This is a genomic window from Actinomyces gerencseriae DSM 6844 (assembly GCF_000429265.1).
In the GTDB taxonomy this organism is placed as follows: domain Bacteria; phylum Actinomycetota; class Actinomycetes; order Actinomycetales; family Actinomycetaceae; genus Actinomyces; species Actinomyces gerencseriae.
Genome location: NZ_AUBN01000015.1, coordinates 104,906 through 123,096, shown reverse-complemented (window position 1 = coordinate 123,096; position 18,191 = coordinate 104,906). Strand labels below are relative to the sequence as shown.

Annotated in this window: 18 protein-coding genes; 13 read left to right on the top strand and 5 right to left on the bottom strand. The window is 72.3% G+C overall.

What is annotated here, in order from left to right; translation table 11 throughout:
* Positions 1-246: 246 nt before the first annotated feature.
* A complete protein-coding gene (locus G448_RS18105; RefSeq protein ID WP_156910966.1) occupies positions 247-477 on the bottom strand; it encodes a hypothetical protein in 231 nt (76 codons plus the stop codon).
* An 84-nt stretch (positions 478-561) separates the two neighbouring features.
* Between G448_RS18105 and G448_RS0108025 the strand changes: the two genes are divergently transcribed.
* From G448_RS0108025 to G448_RS0107990, 8 genes are all read left to right on the top strand, one after another.
* Entirely contained in the window at positions 562-1,533 is a 972-nt protein-coding gene (locus tag G448_RS0108025) for a tetratricopeptide repeat protein (protein ID WP_026407572.1), read from the top strand.
* Position 1,534: 1 nt separating this feature from the next.
* Positions 1,535-2,608 (top strand): HAD-IIA family hydrolase, encoded by a 1,074-nt coding sequence (locus G448_RS0108020; protein ID WP_026407571.1) that lies wholly within the window; start codon positions 1,535-1,537, stop codon positions 2,606-2,608.
* A 13-nt stretch (positions 2,609-2,621) separates the two neighbouring features.
* Positions 2,622-2,822 (top strand): hypothetical protein, encoded by a 201-nt coding sequence (locus G448_RS0108015; RefSeq protein ID WP_026407570.1) that lies wholly within the window; start codon positions 2,622-2,624, stop codon positions 2,820-2,822.
* 80 nt (positions 2,823-2,902) lie between these two features.
* Complete coding sequence (locus G448_RS0108010; protein WP_026407569.1) at positions 2,903-3,763, top strand: TlyA family RNA methyltransferase; 861 nt, start codon at positions 2,903-2,905, stop codon at positions 3,761-3,763.
* 131 nt (positions 3,764-3,894) lie between these two features.
* Positions 3,895-4,797 (top strand): NAD kinase, encoded by a 903-nt coding sequence (locus G448_RS15705; protein ID WP_051268754.1) that lies wholly within the window; start codon positions 3,895-3,897, stop codon positions 4,795-4,797.
* The gene (recN, locus tag G448_RS0108000) at positions 4,794-6,623 is read left to right on the top strand and encodes a DNA repair protein RecN (protein WP_026407568.1); all 1,830 of its coding nucleotides are present in this window, start codon (positions 4,794-4,796) and stop codon (positions 6,621-6,623) included. Before G448_RS15705 ends, recN begins: the two co-directional genes overlap by 4 nt.
* Positions 6,620-7,843 (top strand): putative cytokinetic ring protein SteA, encoded by a 1,224-nt coding sequence (steA, locus tag G448_RS0107995; protein ID WP_026407567.1) that lies wholly within the window; start codon positions 6,620-6,622, stop codon positions 7,841-7,843. The genes recN and steA overlap by 4 nt, the downstream gene beginning before the upstream one ends.
* Positions 7,844-7,860: 17 nt before the next feature.
* The gene (locus tag G448_RS0107990) at positions 7,861-8,790 is read left to right on the top strand and encodes a copper transporter (RefSeq protein ID WP_026407566.1); all 930 of its coding nucleotides are present in this window, start codon (positions 7,861-7,863) and stop codon (positions 8,788-8,790) included.
* A 37-nt stretch (positions 8,791-8,827) separates the two neighbouring features.
* Here G448_RS0107990 and G448_RS0107985 read toward each other — a convergent pair whose 3' ends face one another.
* From G448_RS0107985 to G448_RS18800, 4 genes are read right to left on the bottom strand one after another with little or no spacing between them, the layout of a single operon-like run.
* On the bottom strand, positions 8,828-9,787 hold the full coding sequence (locus tag G448_RS0107985; RefSeq protein WP_026407565.1) for a hypothetical protein: 960 nt from the start codon (positions 9,785-9,787) through the stop codon (positions 8,828-8,830).
* Between the two features lie 33 nt (positions 9,788-9,820).
* Positions 9,821-10,996 (bottom strand): hypothetical protein, encoded by a 1,176-nt coding sequence (locus G448_RS0107980; RefSeq protein WP_026407564.1) that lies wholly within the window; start codon positions 10,994-10,996, stop codon positions 9,821-9,823.
* A complete protein-coding gene (locus G448_RS0107975; RefSeq protein WP_026407563.1) occupies positions 10,993-11,286 on the bottom strand; it encodes a hypothetical protein in 294 nt (97 codons plus the stop codon). Before G448_RS0107975 ends, G448_RS0107980 begins: the two co-directional genes overlap by 4 nt.
* Positions 11,283-11,498, bottom strand: coding sequence for an SAV_915 family protein (locus G448_RS18800; protein ID WP_245572249.1), 216 nt, complete (start codon positions 11,496-11,498; stop codon positions 11,283-11,285). Before G448_RS18800 ends, G448_RS0107975 begins: the two co-directional genes overlap by 4 nt.
* Before the next feature lie 236 nt (positions 11,499-11,734).
* Here G448_RS18800 and G448_RS0107960 point away from each other — a divergent pair, with 236 nt between their 5' ends.
* The 5 genes from G448_RS0107960 (at position 11,735) to G448_RS0107940 (ending at position 18,173) form a co-directional block, all read left to right on the top strand.
* The gene (locus G448_RS0107960; RefSeq protein WP_245572248.1) at positions 11,735-12,718 is read left to right on the top strand and encodes a hypothetical protein; all 984 of its coding nucleotides are present in this window, start codon (positions 11,735-11,737) and stop codon (positions 12,716-12,718) included.
* 44 nt (positions 12,719-12,762) lie between these two features.
* Positions 12,763-14,421, top strand: coding sequence for a murein biosynthesis integral membrane protein MurJ (gene murJ / locus G448_RS0107955; RefSeq protein ID WP_026407562.1), 1,659 nt, complete (start codon positions 12,763-12,765; stop codon positions 14,419-14,421).
* Positions 14,422-14,600: 179 nt separating this feature from the next.
* Positions 14,601-15,683 (top strand): glycosyltransferase family 4 protein, encoded by a 1,083-nt coding sequence (locus G448_RS15695; RefSeq protein ID WP_051268752.1) that lies wholly within the window; start codon positions 14,601-14,603, stop codon positions 15,681-15,683.
* A 106-nt stretch (positions 15,684-15,789) separates the two neighbouring features.
* A complete protein-coding gene (locus G448_RS0107945; protein ID WP_211227983.1) occupies positions 15,790-17,499 on the top strand; it encodes a CTP synthase in 1,710 nt (569 codons plus the stop codon).
* Positions 17,496-18,173, top strand: a complete 678-nt coding sequence (locus G448_RS0107940; protein WP_026407560.1) for an NUDIX domain-containing protein — start codon at positions 17,496-17,498, stop codon at positions 18,171-18,173. Before G448_RS0107945 ends, G448_RS0107940 begins: the two co-directional genes overlap by 4 nt.
* Positions 18,174-18,191 lie beyond the last annotated feature (18 nt).

Sequence of the window (18,191 nt, the reverse complement as noted above, 5' to 3'; positions counted from 1 at the left end):
CAATGGTACTGCGCCCGCCAGGACGCGGAAGAGCAGGACACCACCGAGCACACACCACCCCCCCCACCACCCACAAAAACGGCGGCAAACGGGGGGGAAACAAACAACAACACAACAACGCCGGATCAAGAGACCTGTCACCGACTACAGGTAGGCTCATCCAGAAACAGATCCCACCGCAACCCAAGGACCACATCCATGTCCCAGGACAGGCGCGACAGTCAGTGGCGCTCCCGCAGTGCACGCTCAGCTGGCGATCGTCATGGTTTCCGGCGGCGCGGTGACAGGGAATACCCGGTTGACGACGGGCGGCGACAGCACTCCCGGAGTCATGACGATGGAGGCCGCGAGTTCTCTCGTGGTCGTGGCGGCTCGTCTTCTGATGACCGTGGCCGATACGGGCATGCGCGAGGCGACGACGCCAAGCGGGATCGCGGTCGGCGCCGCGAGGAGCGCGGTGATCGTTTTCGTCGTCAACAGGATGGCCGCGGAAGACGCTTCTCGGGGCATGGGCGCCGCGACGGCGGTGGGCGTGATTCTCGTCCTTCGCAGCGGAGGCGGGTGCCCGAGCCCTCGGTGCCGGAGAACGTCCGGCCGGCGGATCTCGAGGCGTCGGCACGTCGTGAGCTGAGAGCCTTGGGCCGGGCGAACGCGGAGAACGTCTCACGGCATCTGGTCATGCTTCAGCGCCTGCTCGTCTCCGACCCGGAGCTCGCCTATCAGCATGCTCGTTATGCTGCATCGCACGCGGGCCGGGTTGCCGTCGTACGAGAGTCAGCAGGAATCGCCGCATACCTGGCCGGGCACTACGCCGAGGCGCTTCGCGAGATCCGTGCCGCGAGGCGTCTGTCGGGCCTGGATATGCATCGTGCCATCGAGGCCGATTGCGAGCGCGCTCTGGGCCGTCACCAGCAGGCCCTCAAAATCGCGAAGGAGGTCGACCCCAACCTGCTCGACGATCTCGAGGAGGCGGAGCTGGCCATGGTCGTCTCGGGCGTGCGGCACGACATGGGGCAGGACGACCTCGGGCTGGTGGTGATCGAAGAGGCGATCATGATGTTCCGCGGTGACCGGGAGACGCTGCGACGTCTCCACTCCGTGCGCGCCGACCGGCTCGAGAATCTCGGCCGAGCGGATGAGGCCGCGGCCATTCGCGAGCGCATCGGCGAGGGACCCCGGGACGAGCCCGAGAACGATGTCGAGGTCTACGATATCGAGGACGACTACGATCAGGAGCAGGCCGTTCGCGCCGAGTCCGCTGACGCGCCCGACATCCCTTCCGAGGAGGATGCCTCGAGGGCACGTACCGACGATCTCACCGAGACCGTCGGCGGCGGCCTCGCCGGGGAGGCTCCCGAAGGTCTCTCGGCCGTGCCGGTGGGATGCGACGACACCTTCACCAGCGACGAGAGCACCGAGGAGCTCCACGGGTCCGCGTCCTTCTCCGAGCGCGTCGAGGAGGAGATGGCCGAGTTGCTCGGCGAGACCGGCCACGTCGATGAGAGCGACGGGCCCGAGGATCAGGAGGCCTGACATGACCGCACTGGCTCCCGTTGATGGAGACGCCATGCTTCTGGGCAGCGAGTCGCCTCTGGCGCGGACCTATGACGTCGCCCTCCTGGACCTGGACGGCGTGTGCTTCGCCGGTGACGCCAGGGTCGACTACGCCGCTGACAGCATTAACGGCGCTCGGGCTCACGGCATGACGTTGTCATTCGTCACCAACAACGCCTCCCGCGCGCCTCAGGCCGTTGTCGACAAGCTGTCCCGCAACGATATTCGGGCCTCTCCGGACGAGGTCTTCTCGGCCGCCATGGACGCCGCCGCACTGCTGCGCGAGCGGCTCGCCGAGGGCTCGCCCGTACTCGTCGTCGGTGGCGAGGGTCTGCGCTCGGCTCTTGCCGCCGAGGGCTTCACGGTTGTCGCCTCGGCCGACGACCGGCCCGCCGCTGTCGTTCAGGGCTGGGATCCGGCCGTCGACTGGGCGATGATGTCGGAGGGCCTGTACGCCATCGCCGATGGGGCGCTTCACGTCGCCACCAATCTCGACGCCACCCTGCCCACCGAGCGCGGCTTCGCTCTGGGCAATGGCAGTCTCGTGGCGGCCATCGCCAATGCCTCCGGTCGCGAGCCGCTGGCCGGAGGCAAGCCGTTCCCGGGGATCTACGAACGCGCTCTCGCCCGCGCCGGTGGCTCCGCCCCGCTGGCCGTGGGTGATCGTCTCAACACCGATCACGTCGGGGCCCGCGCCGCCGGCATCCCCGGACTGCACGTCCTGACGGGCGTCAGCACGGCGCGCGACGTCGTCCTGGCCCGGCCCGAGGAGCGCCCCGCATACCTCCACACCGACCTGCGCGGCCTGCTGGAGCCCCATCCGAGACCGGTGCACGAGCGCCGCGGTGAAGAGACCGAGTGGATCGTGGGCGCGACTCATTGCCGCATTCACGACGACGTCGTCCTTCTCGACGACGAGGTCGCTCTGACCGGGCGGGAGGCTGAGATCACCCTCAACGCCTACCGTGCTCTGGCCTGCGCCATGTGGGATCACCTGGATCGGCATGCTGGAGCCCCGGCGCCGAGCATTCCCGACATTCGTGTCCGAGCCTGAGTCCGATCACCGCATGACGCACCAGATCGCCCGCGAGCCGCGCCCCGTTCCGGTCCCACCACCGGCAGGCGCGGCCGATGCGCATACCGGCCGCCTCACCGATATCGCCGACAGGCTTCAGGAGGCCGGCGACGCTCCGATGGAGGAACGGGTCGCCGCTCTGGAGGCGATTCATGAGACGCTCGCCTCGGAGCTCCGCCGGGCCGAGGACTGATGGCCAACGTCTTCGACCCCGGGCGCAGTCCACTAGCAGCATCAGCACCCGGATAGACACCAGACAGACATCGGTATTGCATGGCACGCCTCATTCGTCTCGACTCCGAGCTCGTCCGACGCGGGCTCGCTCGCTCGCGCACGCACGCAGCCCGACTCATCGTCGACGGGCATGTCACGCTCGACGGTGCCGTCGTCGTGAAGCCGGCGCGTCAGGTCAACCCGGCGCAGGCGCTCGAGCTCGTACCGTCCCAGGGCGACGACTACGTCTCCCGCGGCGCCCGCAAGCTCGCCGGCGCACTCGACGCCCTCGGGGCCCGGGGTCTGGCACCGCGGCTGGAAGGACGCCGATGCCTGGACGCCGGGGCGTCCACCGGGGGCTTCACGGACGTCCTGCTGCGGCGCGGCGCCGCGCACGTGACGGCGGTCGATGTCGGCTACGGCCAGCTCGCATGGTCTCTTCAGTCCGATGAGCGGGTCACGGTCCTGGACCGCACCAACGTGCGCGCCCTGGACCCGCGGGCGGTCGTGCCCGCTCCGGAGCTCGTCGTCGGCGATCTGTCGTTCATCTCCCTGACCCTCGTCCTGGCCCCATTGCTCGCCGCGGCCGCCGAGGACGCCGACCTGCTGCTCATGGTCAAACCGCAGTTCGAGGTCGGCAAGGAGCGCCTGGCGCACGGGGGAGTGGTGCGCGACCCCGGGATGCACATCGAGAGCGTGCTGACCGTGGCCGCCCGCGCTCACGAGCTCGGAGTCGGCATAGACGCCGTGACCGCCTCCCCCCTGCCCGGTCCCGCCGGTAACGTGGAGTACTTCATCAACCTGCACGCCGGACGGGCCGGCACCGCGGCGGACCTCGTCGGCGACGCCCTGCTCGCCGAGACCGATCGCGCCGTCGCCGAAGGACCCGCTGGCCGCCGTACGGAGGGGAGGCAGCCGTGAGCGCATGCACCCCGTCATCCGGGACGCCGCGCACTCCGACCGGTTCCTCCGGCCCGCCCGAGTCGATCGAGCCGGTCCTGGAGGCGAGTTCCTCGAGTCCCTCCGGAACCGAGCGCGGACTGCGTCGTGTCATGGTGCTCGAGCGGGACCGCGGTGACACCCCGGTTCCGCGCCACCGCAAGGCCGCGCCGACCGCCACCGCAGTCATGCGGGCCAAGGCGGCGCTGCGCGCCCACGGTGTTCAGGCCGTCGATCCGGCCTTCGGCGGTGACGTCGACCTCGTCCTCGTCCTGGGCGGCGACGGCACGATCCTGCGCGCCTCGGAGATCGCACGGCAACGCGATGTGCCCCTGGTCGGCGTCAACACGGGTCACGTCGGCTTCCTGGCGGAGGCCGATCCCGACGCGGTCGAGGAGGTCGTGGCCGACCTGGTGGCCGGCCACTACGCGGTGGAGACTCGCATGACCATGGATGTCGAGGTCACCGCCCCCGATGGCGGCGTCACCCACGACTGGGCCCTCAACGAGGCGGCCCTGGAGAAGTGCGACCGCGCCCGCATGCTGGAGGTCGCCATCGGGGTCGACGGGCAGGCGGTCTCCTCCTTCGGCTGCGACGGCCTGGTGATGTCCACGCCCACCGGTTCGACGGCCTACGCCTATTCCGGCGGCGGGCCCGTGATCTGGCCGGAGGTCGAGGCCCTGCTGCTCGTGCCGCTGGTCGCCCACGCCCTGTTCACGCGTCCGCTCGTCCTGGGGCCCGACTCCCGCCTGGAGGTCGTGATCCAGCACGCGGGCCTGGGGGGCGCCGAGGTGTGGTGCGACGGACGGCGGAGCCTGGATGCGCCCGCCGGCTCGCGCATCCGCGTCACGCGCGCGGACCGCCCCGTGCGCCTGGCACGACTCAACGACGCGCCCTTCGCCACTCGGCTCGTGCGCAAGTTCGACCTTCCCGTCGAGGGCTGGCGAGCCATCGCCGACGACGCGGACGACGCGGACGACCCGGACGACCCGGACGACCCGGACGATTCAACATGATCGAGTCGCTCCACATCGAGGATCTCGGCGTCATCGAGCAGGCCGATCTTCTCCTGAGCCCCGGTCTGACCGCGCTGACCGGGGAGACCGGTGCGGGCAAGACCATGGTGCTCACCTCGCTCGGCCTCCTCCTGGGGCAGCGCGCCGAGTCGACCATCGTGAGGACCGGGGCGGAGCGCGCCCTCGTCGAGGGGTCCTTCGCCATCGATCCGGCATCCCGGGCCGCCGCCCGGGTCGGGCAGGCGGGCGGCGAGCTCGATGACGACCTTCTCCTGGCCTCCCGGACGGTGCCGGCCACGGGACGCTCCCGTGCCCATCTGGGAGGGCGCGCCGTCCCCTCCTCCGTCCTCACCGAGGTCGGATCCCAGCTCGTATCGGTTCACGGGCAGGCCGACCAGCTCCGGCTGCGCAGCGGCGCCGCCCAGCGCGCCGCCCTGGACAGTCTGGGAGGAGGCGAGCACGCCGCCCTGTGCCGCCGCTACGCGGAGGCCTACCGGGCCCGTCGTGAGGCCGCCGAGGCGCTGGATCGATGGCGCGACGGGACGCAGGCGCGCCAGGAGGAGTCGGACCGCCTGCGCGGCTGGTTGGAGGCGCTCGAGACCGTGGACCCCTCACCGGGGGAGGACCGCGAGCTCACCGTCGAGGCCGAGCGTCTCGACCACGCTGAGGATCGCCGCCTGGCTGCGGGGACCGCGCGCACGGCCCTGGTCGGCCAGGAGGACGCGGCTGCGACCGACCAGATCGACGCGTCCTCTCTCATCGCCGCCGCGCAGCGCGCCCTCGCCGGCGCACCGGACGACGAGGCCCTGGTCGAGCTCGCCGGCCGCACCCACCAGCTGGGTATCCTGGCGACCGACATCGCCGCCGACCTGGGGGAGTACCTGGCTTCCCTGGAGGCCGACCCGGCCCGGCTCGCCTGGATCCAGGATCGGCGGGGGGAGCTGGCCCGGGCCTGCCGTGAGATTGGCGGTGCGAGCACTCGACTCGACGACGTCGACGCGCTCCTGGCCTGGGGACGCCGAGCGGCAGCGCGTCTGGCCGAGCTGGAGGATCCGGGCGACAGCGCCGCGGCACTGGAGCAGGCGCTGGTCGACGCCCAGACCGATCTGGACGAGGTCGCCGACCGGCTGACCGCAGCGCGCCGCGTGCTCGCCGAGAGGCTCGAGACCGCGGTCACCTCCGAGCTCGACGGTCTGCAGATGCAGGGGGCGCGACTGGTCGTCGACCTCGAGCCGCTCGATGAGCCCGGCCCCACCGGTGCCGAGGCGGTCTCCCTGCTCCTTGCCCCCCACCCGGGAGCCCCCGCCCTGCCGCTGGGCAAGGGCGCCTCGGGCGGCGAGCTGTCCCGCATCATGCTCGCCATGGAGGTCGTTCTGGCCGACGCCGGCGGCCCGGCGTCGGCGGCCGATTCTCATGCCCCGCAGGAGCGTGCGACCACGGCGGCGCACCAGCGCACCTTCGTCTTCGATGAGATCGACGCGGGAGTCGGCGGACGTGCCGCGCGTGAGGTCGGCCGCAGGCTCGCGCGCCTGGCGCGCCGTCACCAGGTGGTGGTGGTCACCCATCTGCCTCAGGTCGCGGCCTGGGCGCACACGCACCTGGTCGTCGTCAAGGAGACCCCGGACGCCGTTGTCCCGGAGGCCGCGACGCCGGATCCGTCCCTCATGGAGGGGGGAACCCGCACCCGGGTCGTACGGGTGACCGGCTCCGAACGCGTCACCGAGCTGGCCCGCATGCTCTCAGGGCACGAACGCTCCGAGGCGGCCCTGCGGCATGCGGCTGAGCTCCTCGACGAGGCCGCCGCCGTGGCAGAATCCCCGACGTGAGGATCCCGTTCCGCAAGCAGGCGTCGTCGGACCCGGAATGCCCGAGTGGGGTGGTGCGCGTCGACGCGCGCACGAAGAGGCTCACCAAGCGCCTTCGAGCCGGCGAGATCGCCGTCATCGACCACACGGATCTCGACCGCGTGGCCGCCGAGGCCCTCGCCGAGGCGCGCCCCGCAGCGGTGCTCAACGCCGCGCCGTCGGTCTCGGGGCGCTACCCCAATCTCGGCCCGGGCATCCTGGTCGATGCCGGCATTCCGCTCATCGACGACCTGGGGGCGGACATCATGCGCGTGCGCGAGGGTCAGCATGTCGATATCGATCTGAGCTCCGACGGCGGCCCGGCGAGGGTGAGCGTCAAGGGCGAGGACGAGGTCGTCGCCGAGGGCGTGGTGCAGACCCGGGAGCGGGTCGATGACGCCATGGAGGCCGCGAGAGCGGGCCTGTCAGTGCAGCTCGAGGCCTTCGCCGTCAACACCATGGAGTACATGCGCGGCGAGCGCGACCTCCTGCTCAACGGCGTGGGCATGCCCGATATCCGCACCCGGATGAACGGGCGCCATGTCCTGATCGTCGTGCGCGGCTACTCCTACAAGCAGGACCTCATGGCGCTGCGCCCCTACATCCGCGACTACAAGCCCGTCATCATCGGAGTCGACGGCGGGGCGGACGCCGTCCTGGAGGCGGGGCTCAAGCCGGACATGATCGTCGGCGACATGGACTCCGTGTCGGACAAGGCCCTCGGGATCGGCGCCGAGATCGTCGTCCACGCCTACCGCGACGGCCGGGCCCCCGGCCTCGCCCGGGTGGAGAGCCTCGAGGTCGAGCACAAGGTCTTCGCGGCCACCGGCACCAGCGAGGACATCGCCATGCTCATGGCCGACAGCGCCGGGGCCGAGCTCATCGTCGCGGTGGGCACGCACGTCACGCTCCTGGAGTTCCTCGACAAGGGACGCGAAGGGATGTCCTCGACCTTCCTGACTCGTCTCAAGGTCGGCAATCGCCTCATCGACGCCAAGGGGGTCTCGCGTCTGTACCGCACCCGCATCTCCGGCTGGAACCTGGCCCTCCTGGCCCTCGCCGGGCTCATCGCCCTGTTCGCCGCCCTCGCCTCCACGCCGTCCGGGCAGACTCTCCTGGGTCTGTCCGGCGCCGTGTGGGACGACCTCGTCAACTTCCTCCGCTCGCTCGTGGGACTGGCCCCGAGCACACCCTCCGTCTGAGCAGGAACAGGACTCCCATGATCGACTTTCGCTACCACCTGGTATCGCTCATCTCCGTCTTCCTCGCGCTCGCCGTCGGCGTCGTGCTCGGCGCGGGACCGCTGCAGAACTCCCTGGGGACCGCCCTGAACGACCAGGTCACCTCTCTGCGCGAGAACCGGAAGGCCATGCAGGCCCAGCTCGAGCAGACCGAGGCGGCCGTCAACGACCGCGACGCGTACATCACCGCTGCAGCGGCCGCCTACCTGCCCGGGACCCTCGACGGCAGGAAGGTCGCCCTGGCGGTCCTCCCCGACGCCGAGAGCGACGACGTCGACACGATCACCGCTCAGGTGGAGACGGCCGGCGGGACGATCAACGGACGCGTGAGCCTGACCACCGCCTGGACCGACGACTCCCGCGAGGCCTTCCGGCAGACCTACTCCGGCCAGTTCGCCGGATACCTGGGCAAGACGGTCTCGACCGACGGCAACGGGGTGCTGGGCGAGGGCCTGGGCACGGCGCTGACCAGCGACTCGGAGAGCGCCAAGGCCCTCATGGGCCTGCTGACCGCCTCGGACACCCCGCTGGTCACCGTCGACGCCAGGCCCAACGGCCCCGCGGACATGATCGTCGCCGTCGGCCCGCGCAGTGCGGACGCCTCGGAGACCAGGGCCGACGCCGAGGCCTCCGCCACGATGTCGCAGACCGCGACCTCCTGGGCCAGCGCTCTGACCGGGACGGCCGCGGTCTCCACGACGGTCGTCGTCGGTGCCGCCGACGCGGAGACCGACGTCGTCTCCTCCCTGCGCACCGCCAAGGCCCCTGTGACCACCATCGACTCGGTGGGGCAGACGGCCGCCGCGGTCTCCACCCCGCTGGCCCTGGCCGCAGCGGCCGCGGGGAGGAAGGGGCACTACGGCTTCGACAAGGGGGCCGACGCCGTCATGCCCCCGATACCGTCGTGAGGACGGTTACCGCGGATCCTCACGAGCACTATCGTCGTCACCACCCACCACCGATGTCGTCGAGCGGCGACTCCGGGAGGTAGTCCGGGGTCGGCTGCGCCTCTATCAGGGACGACCCGGTGTTGATCCTGTACTCGCGCCGGATGAGGTCCGCCAGGTCTCGCGGCGTCAGCCCCAGGTACCTGGCGAGGACGTAGATGCCGGTGCCGTAGTTCTCGGAGTGCAGGAGAACGCGCTGCCTCAACGGCAGCGCCCCGAAGGCGGGTCTGGAGCGGTCGAAGGAGACCAGGACGCCCAACGGGTCCACGAGGACGCTCGTCATGACCTCCCAGGGGAGGAAGCGTCGACGGCGGAAGGAGCTGCGATCGGTGATGCCCCGCTCGTCGAGGGTCAGGGAGAAGCCGCGCACGAGGTTGCGGCGCATGAGGAGCAGGCCGGCGGTGCTGATGATGAGGCCGAAGAGCAGGATGCCGCCGGGGCGCCCACTCAGCGACAGCCCCCATAGTCCCCAGGCCCCGATCACGGCGACGAGCGCGTGGATGATGGCCGGCTTGGCCGGGGGAGGGGCGGTGATGCGGATGGGGCCGGCGGCGGTGGTCGTCGGGTAGCGTCGCTGCCAGTCGCCGGACTCCCGCAGGCGGGACCGAAGCTCCTGGTGGTTGATCTCGGGAACGGGAAGCGGGAGAGCGCGCACCTTCGCGTATCCCATCATGATCAGGTTCAGAGCGATCAGAACGGCCAGGCCCCACCCCATGGGGGCGACCATTGCGCCGGGCAGACGCGGAAGAGCGAGAAGATAGGCTCCGGCATAGGCGAATGCGACTCCGGAGACCGGGGGGAGTGCGAGCTGGAGACGGGCCCACTGCGGGGCGGGTCCATGCAGTGCGTAATCGATGAGGGCCGACTGCCGATTCTCTCCCCGTATGGTCTGGCGCCAGGCGTGGATGAGTGCGACTCCGAGCGCGAGGAGCGCGGAGGCGAAGAAACCCGCGATCATGATGAACTACTCCCTCGTGACCTCCGCCGGGAGTCAGCCGAAGACCGCGTGCCAGCCGTCGGAGACCGCGTTCCCGACCGACTTGAACCCGTCCCCGACCGCTTTGGCGCCCTCGCTGACGGCGTGCCCCACCCCTTTGTGATCCTCGAAGAGGGAGTCGACGAAGCCGTCCGTGAAGAACGACGCGGTGACGCCGGCGGCCAGGCCCACGGCCCCGCCGACGACCGTGCCCACTCCCGGGACGACCGAGCCCAGGGCCGCGCCCGTCGCCGTTGAGGCCAGCAGCGAGGTTCCTGCGGAGACCGCCCCTGTGGCCAGTGTACTGGCACCTATACCAACTGCCGTCGCGGCGACATTCGACGTGACGGCCTGCCCCGTGGATTCGCCATCGTTCATGTCGGCCCAGATGCCGAGACCCGTCCCGACCACCGCGAGGCCGTTGCCGAGGCGGGTGGCGCCCTTCGGAACCTTGAGCTTGTAGTTGGCGCCTCCTGCCGCCCTCATGGCATTGCCCTCCCTCACCATGCTCTGAGCGTGGTCCAGCTCCCAATAGAAACCGGCGGGATCGGCGACCTGGGACAGGGAGCGGAGCGAAGAGAGTCGCGCCGCTCCGGTGGCGGCCATCTTCCCCCCGTTGATGACCATGGCGCGGCCGATCGACCAGGTCGCATAACCGGCCGTGGCGGCAATGCCGAGACTGTATGCCCCGAGGGCGGGCACGTTGTAGAGGGTGCTGACGTCTCCCGGCGTCAGCTCGGTCCGCAGATCGTCCTGGGCGGTGGACAGGGTCGTCCGTGTCGTCGTCATGCGGGTGGACAGGTCGTTGTACAGGGCCGCCTGGGTGGTGTCGGCCGGATCCTCCGGGTCGAGGACGGTCGTGCCGCTGACGGTCAGGCCGCCCGCGGTGGCGTCGTCGCGAATCCACTGAGCCTCCCGCGTGGCGGTGGCGAGCGCGTCGGCATAGGTGCTCAGCGCCCCCGACACCGTCGTCGTCCGCGTGGACAGGTCGTCCCCGGCGGTGACCATGTCGCCCGCTCGTGCGACGGCGGCGTCGGCCGTGGCGCCCTCCCACTCCGAGCCGATGTCCGCCTTGGTGTCGGCGATCGCCGTCGCGGAGTCGTCCACGGCGGTGGCGACCGTTCCGCTGAGCCAGTCCGCCAGCCCGGTCAGGTGGTCGGCCTCGCCGTCGATCTTCGTGTCGAAGCTCATCGCGCGTCCTCCAGGGTCGCCTTCGGAGTGCTGCTCGCCACGTTCTGGTCGGTGCCCTCCATGCCGCTGACGGCGCTCGTCAGGGTCGTCGAGAATCCGTCCATGTCCGAGCTCAGCTGGTCCACCCGGGACGTTAACTCCATGAGGGCGGAATTGACGATGTCGGCCACGTCGCCGGCATCGACCTCCGTCGGCCCGCCGGTGCGGCAGGCCGCGATGGAGTCCTGCGCCGTCGTGATGCGACTGGTCGCGCTTTGCGCGACACCGCTGGTGATTCGTACTCCGCTCATCGCTGGTCCTCCGGAATCCGTATGTCTTGCAGGATCATGTCGTAGTGCTCGATCTTCTGCGCCTTGTCCAGCCCGTCCCAGTCCATGAGCACCCATGGGACGTCGCCGGCCAGATCCAGCAGGCGGTCCAGGGCCGTGTACACCAGCAGGGCGAGCCGCCCGTCCTTCGTCGTGCGCAGCGCCAGCTTGCGCTCGTCGTGCTCGTCGATCACGCACGGCACGTAGACGACCGGCGGCATGGGGAGCCGGCGCGACGGGCTGTCGGCGGAGGCCGCGGGTTGCCCGGCGGGGCGTTCCGGGGGATCGTCTGCCGATTCGGAAGCGGTGGTTCGAGGACCGGTCGGCTCTGGCGGCATCAGAATCACGGCCGCACAGTAACGCCACTCGCCCGGAGACGGTAGGGGGGTGTCAACGTCCGGACCCCGGCCCGCACCGATACCCTGGGCCCATGAAGGCCATGAGACTCATGAAGCCCGAGAGCCGCGCGCCCGGACGCGCCGCGGTCCCCGCGGACCCGCCCACGGCCGCACCGGACCGCTCCCCGGCCGGCGTCGCCCTCCACGCGCTCGGCGCGACCCTGGCCTGGTCGGCCGGCGCGGGCTCCTTCGACGGGCTGCGCCCCCGCCTGGAGCGCATGAACTTCCGCGGGCGCACCACGAGTCTGCGCGGTGGCGTCGGCGCGGCGGCCGGGGCCGTGGCCGCGAGTGCTCGGATCGACCGCGCCGTGCCCGGCTCCGAGGCGGTCGCGGTGGCCGCACTCGTGGCGACGACGACGGCCGGTGTCGCCGGGCTCGCCGACGACCTCGACGCCGGCGCCCATGACGGCGGGGCGCCCGTCAAGGGACTGACCGGCCACCTGGGCGCCCTGGCCCGCGGGCGGGTGACCACCGGCGCGCTCAAGGTCGTCGTCATCGGCTCCGGGGCCCTCGTCTCCGGAGTGCTCCTGGCCCGATACCGCAACCGCAGCCTCCTCGGTCCCGTCGCCGGGGCGCGCGGTCCGCTCGCCGTCGCCGTCGACGCCGCGACCGGCGCGGCGGCCATCGCGGCCTGGGCCAACGTTCACAACCTGCTCGACCTGCGGCCCGGTCGGGCTCTGAAGACCGCGGCCCTCCTGAGCGGATCCCTGCTCATCGACCGCCGTCGGGGCGCCGGGGCCTCCAGGGCGCTGGCCGCCGGGGCGCTGGGCATCGTCGCCGCGGCCCTGCCGGAGGACCTCCTGGAGGACACCATGCTCGGGGACACGGGCGCCAACGCCGTGGGCGCGCTCGTCGGCACCGCCCTGGCCGCCCACCCCGGCCGGGCGGTGCGCGGCCTCGCCGCGCTCGTCGGCACCGGCCTGGTCCTGGCGAGCGAGCGCGTCTCCTTCACCCGGGTCATCGCCGGCACCCCGGTGCTGGCCGCGCTCGACGGCCTGGGCCGCCGACCCTCATGACCGCCTCCGCGCGGGCGAGCGGGCCGGCCGGGTCCTCGTCCGGCATGGCGGGCCGGCGCCCCGCGCGCTCGCGCGGTCTGCTCGGTGCTGCCTCCGGGGTCGCCGGTCTCACACTCGTCTCGCGGGTGCTCGGCTTCGCCAGGTGGATCGTCCAGGCGTCCACCGTGGGCGCCGGAACCGTCGCCGGCGCCTACGCCACCGCCAACCAGGTGCCCAACGCCCTGTACGAGATCGTCGTCGGCGGGGCGCTGGCCGCCACCGTCGTCCCACTGCTGGCCGCGGTGGCGATCCCCTCCCGCAGTCGGGACGTCTCGCGCATCGCCTCGGGCCTGCTCGGCGTCGTCCTGGCGGTCCTGACCCCGTTGGCGCTCGTCCTCGCGGCTCTCGCCGATCCCATCGCGGCGCTGCTGCCCGCCTCGTCGGGCACGGATCCCGGTCTCCAGGTGGATCTGGTCGCCGCCTTCCTGCGCATGTTCGCCGTCCAGATCCCCCTGTACGGCATCGGCGTGGTCCTCACCGGGGTGCTGCAGGCCATGGGGCGCTTCGCGTGGCCCGCGTTCGCGCCCATCCTGTCCAGCCTCGTCGTCATGTCGACCTACGCCGTCTACGGCACCATGACCTCCGGCTCCGGCGACCAGGCCGGGGCGGCGGCCCTGAGGGTCCTGGGATGGGGGACGACCGCCGGCGTCGCCGCGCTCAGCCTGCCGCTGCTCTACCCGGTCTCGCGCCTGGGAGTCCGCCTGCGCCCCACGCTGCACCTGGATCGGCCGGTCGCCCGGCGGGCCCTGCGTCTGGGCGGCGCCGGCGTGTGGACCCTGATCGCGCAGCAGATCAGCACCCTGGCCGTCCTGGCGCTGGCGCGCTCCGGCGGACGGGCCGGGACCGTGGCCGTCTACCAGTACGTCCAGGCGGTCTACATGCTGCCCTACGCGGTGATGGCCGTTCCCGTCGCCACGGTGGTCTACCCGCGCCTCGCGGCGGCCTTCGACGGGGACGACGGGAGCGATGCCGGAGGGGGGCCGAACCGCCACCCGCCTCGGGCCGTCGAGCTCGCCGCCACCTCCACCGCGCTGGTCGCCGCGGTCGCGCTCGCCGGCGGCGGCGCGCTGATGGCCTCGTCGGCGGCGGCCGAGCGCTTCTTCGCCCTGCTGACCGACGTCGAGGGCATGGGTGTCTGCCTGACCGTGCTCGCGCCCGCGCTGGTGGGCTACGCCCTCGTCCACCAGGTCACCCGGATCCTCTTCGCCGCCGGACGGGCCCGCCCCGCCGCCCACGCCACCGCCCTGGGCTGGGTGACGGTCGCCGGGGCATCGACCGTCGCGGTGCGGCTCATGGCCCCGGACGGAGGCGATGGGCGAGCCACTCTCGTCGCGCTGGCCATCGGGCTGACGATCGGCATGGGCGTCGCCGGCGCCGGCATGCTCGCGGCGCTGGTCCTGGTCGTGGGCGCCCGCGCCGTCGGCCCGACCCTGCGCGCGCTCGTCGTCGGCGCGCCCATCGCGCTGCTGGCCGGCCTCGGCGCGCGCACGGTGAGCGCGCGCGCCGGCACGGAGCTCGGTTCGATCCTCGTCGGCGCCGTGGGAGCGGTGGCCTGCGCGGGCGTCGTCATGGGCGTGTGCACGGCGGCGGACCGCCGCCTCCTGAGCGGTCTGCGCTCCGGTGGCGCGTCGGCGGGCACACCATCACCCCGGGAGGGACAGTGACTGGAACGACTGGAACGACTGGAACGACTGGAATGGCGGGAAGGGCGACGCCTTCCGGCACCGACCGGGGGGCACGGGCCGCGGAGTTCGCTGAGTCCTCGGACCATTCGAAGCCCGCGGAATCCGCGGGAGCCGTCGGGTCACCGGGTCCTGGGACGTCCGGGCGGCGACGGCGCGTCCTGGAGGTCTCCGGCTCGGCCGTCGGAGGAGTGCGCGCGCACCTGGGCGACTGCGCCCGACTGCTCGCACGGGCGGGGCACGACGTCATCGTGGAGGCGCCCGGGGCCGTCCTGGGGGGAATCGACCTGGGCGGGGCGCGGGGGGAGGCCCTTGAGATCGGCCCCAGACCCTCCCCCGGCGACCCCGCGGTCGTGGCCAGGCTGCGCCGTCTGGGGCGGAGCGCCGACGTCGTCCACGCCCACGGCCTGCGCGCGGGCGCCCTCGCCGGTCTGGCCCTGGGGCGACGCCGTCCCGGTCGCACCCGCCTGGTCGTGACCCTTCACAACCTCACGGTCGGCGGACGCCTGGCACGGGCCGTGGGCGAGCGCCTGGAGCGACTCGTCGCGGCGCGCGCCGATCTGGTCCTGGCCGTCAGTCCCGATCTGGCGGAGCGCGCCTCACGCCGTGGCGCGACGCAGGTCGAGATCGCCGTCATCCCCGCGCCGCCGCGCACGCCGACGGATCCGGCGCCCCGCGCCTCGGCGACGGAGTCGGCCTGGCGGGGGCAGGGGCGGCGGCTGCTGACGGTGGCCAGGCTGGCGCCGCAGAAGGGCATCGGCCTGCTCCTGGACGCCGCGGACGTGCTGCGCACTCGCGCCGCGAACGGCGAGCTGCCCGCCTTCGTGTGGGCGGTGGCGGGCGAGGGGCCCGGGAGCCGGGCCGCGCGGGAGCGGGCGAGCGCGCAGGAGCTGCCGGTCAGGCTCCTGGGCGGGCGCGACGACGTCTCCGTCCTCCTCCGGGAGGCCGATGTCGTCATCCAGACGAGTCTGTGGGAGGGGCAGCCCCTCGTCGTTCAGGAGGCGCTGCGGGCCGGCAGCGCCATCGTGGCGACCGACGTCGGCGGCACCGCCCTGACGGCCCGCGGCGGTGCCGTTCTCGTCGAGCCGGACGCGGAGGCCCTCGCCGGTGCGGTCATGGACCTGCTGTCCGACGACGGCCTGCTCGCGGCCGCGCGCGAACGGGCCCGTGCCGCCTCTCGGGGCCTGCCCGGCGCGGACAGCCTCTCGGAGCAGCTCACCGAGCGGGTCCTGGGCGGGGGATGAGGCTGGTGCCGGCGGGCGCGAGTCCGAGCGTGTGCGACGGCCCGCGGCGCCCGACCTGCTATGTTGAAGGTCCGTGAGCTCCAATCGCACTCGCCTGAGCGGACGCATGCCCGACATCCCCCGGCACATCTTCGTCACCGGGGGCGTCGTCTCCTCGCTGGGCAAGGGGCTCACGGCCTCCAGCCTGGGTCGTCTGCTGCGGGCCCGTGGCCTGGGCGTCGTCATGCAGAAGCTCGACCCGTACATCAACGTCGACCCCGGCACGATGAACCCCTTCCAGCACGGAGAGGTCTTCGTCACCGAGGATGGCACGGAGACGGACCTGGACATCGGCCACTACGAGCGCTTCCTCGACGTCGACCTCACCGGGGCCGCCAACGCCACCACCGGGCAGGTCTACTCCAACGTCATCGCCAAGGAGCGTCGCGGGGAGTATCTCGGGGACACAGTTCAGGTCATCCCGCACATCACCGACGAGATCAAGCGCGTCATGCGGGCTCAGGCCGCGCCCGACGCCGAGGGCGCGGTGCCCGACGTCATCATCACCGAGATCGGCGGCACGGTGGGGGACATCGAGTCCCAGCCCTTCCTCGAGGCCGCCCGTCAGGTGCGGGCGGACCTGGGACGGGAGAACGTGGCCTTCGTGCACGTCTCGCTCATCCCCTTCCTGCCGGCGGCCGGCGAGCTCAAGACCAAGCCCACCCAGCACTCGGTGGCGGTCCTGCGCTCCATCGGCATCCAGCCCGATGTCCTGGTGCTGCGCACGGACCGATCCCTGCCCGAGGGGGTCAAGAGTAAGGTCGCCCTCATGTGCGACGTCGACGCCTCCGCCGTCATCGAGTGCAAGGACGCCGCCAGCATCTACGAGGTGCCGCCGACCCTGCACCGCGAGGGACTGGACGCCTTCCTCGTCCAGCGCCTCTCCCTGCCCTTCCGGGACGTCGACTGGACCGAGTGGAACGGGCTGCTCGACCGCGTGCACGCCCCCCGCTACCGCGTCGAGGTGGCCCTGGTGGGCAAGTACGTCGACCTGCACGACGCCTACCTGTCGGTATCGGAGGCCATTCGTCACGGCGGATTCGCCAACAACGCGCGCGTCGACATCCGTTGGATCGCCTCCGACACCTGCGAGACCCGCCAGGGCGCGCAGCGCGCCCTGGCGGGCGTCGATGCCGTCGTGGTGCCCGGCGGCTTCGGCGTGCGCGGCATCGAGGGCAAGGTCGGCGCGCTGCGGTGGGCGCGCGAGCACGGGGTCCCCACCCTGGGCCTGTGCCTCGGCCTGCAGTGCATGGTCATCGAGGTCGCCCGCGATCTGCTCGACCTGACGGCCGCCTCATCGACCGAGATGGAGCCGGAGACGCCCGACCCGGTCGTGACCACCATGGACTCCCAGCGCCGGTTCGTCGCCGGCGGGGGAGACCTGGGCGGCACCATGCGTCTGGGCGCCTACCCCGCGGTGCTCGCGCCCGACTCGATCGTGGCCGACGTCTACGGCTGCACCGAGATCGGCGAGCGCCATCGCCACCGCTTCGAGGTCAACAACGCCTACCGGGACCGCCTGGCCGCCGTCGGCCTGCGGGTGACGGGCACCTCCCCGGACGGGCACCTCGTCGAGCTCGTCGAGCTGGACCGCGGCCTGCACCCCTACTTCGTGGCCACCCAGGCCCATCCCGAGTTCAAGTCCCGGCCGACCCGGCCGCATCCGCTCTTCGCGGCCCTGATCAGGGCCGGCCTGGAGCGACGTCGTGATGTCTACGCCTCCCGCCGGCTTGAGGAGCCGGACTCCGACGGGGCGAGTAAGGAGAGGAAGAAGTGAGTCGCGCCGAGCTCGAGGACGCCCGCGACGCCGGCCGAGCGGTCGGTGCGCGCGAGCGGGTGTGGAGCGGTCCGATCTTCACCGTCGAGGACGAGGAGCTCTTCCTGGCCGACGGCCGGGCACCGGTGCGCCGCCAGACCGTGGCCCACCACGACGCCGTGTCCGTCGTGGCGCTGCGCGAGGGCCGGGACTCCGCCCAGGGCGACGGCGCGGCGGAGATCCTCATGGTGCGCCAGTACCGGCACCCCGTGCGCGCCATGCTCTGGGAGGTGCCCGCCGGCCTGCTCGACGTGCCCGGCGAGGAGCCGCTCGTCGCCGCGCAGCGCGAGTTGGCCGAGGAGACCGACTTCGCGGCCGCGCGGTGGGACGTGCTGGTCGACTTCTACGCCTCGCCCGGCTTCACCACCGAGGGGGCGCGCTCCTACCTCGCCCGGGACCTGCGCCCGCTGCCCCCGTCCGAGCGCGTGGAGCGCGAGGCCGAGGAGGCCGAGTTCGTGCCCACCTGGTTCCGCCTCGACGACGTGCTCGACGCCGTCATGGCAGGACGGCTGCACAATCCCTCGACCGTCGTGGGCGTCCTCGCCGCCGCTCGGGCGCGCTCGTCGGGCTGGGCGGGCCTGCGCCCGACCGACGCCGGCTGGCTGAGGAGCCCGCGGAGCCTGCGGGCCGGCTGAACCGGGAGGCCTGCGGTC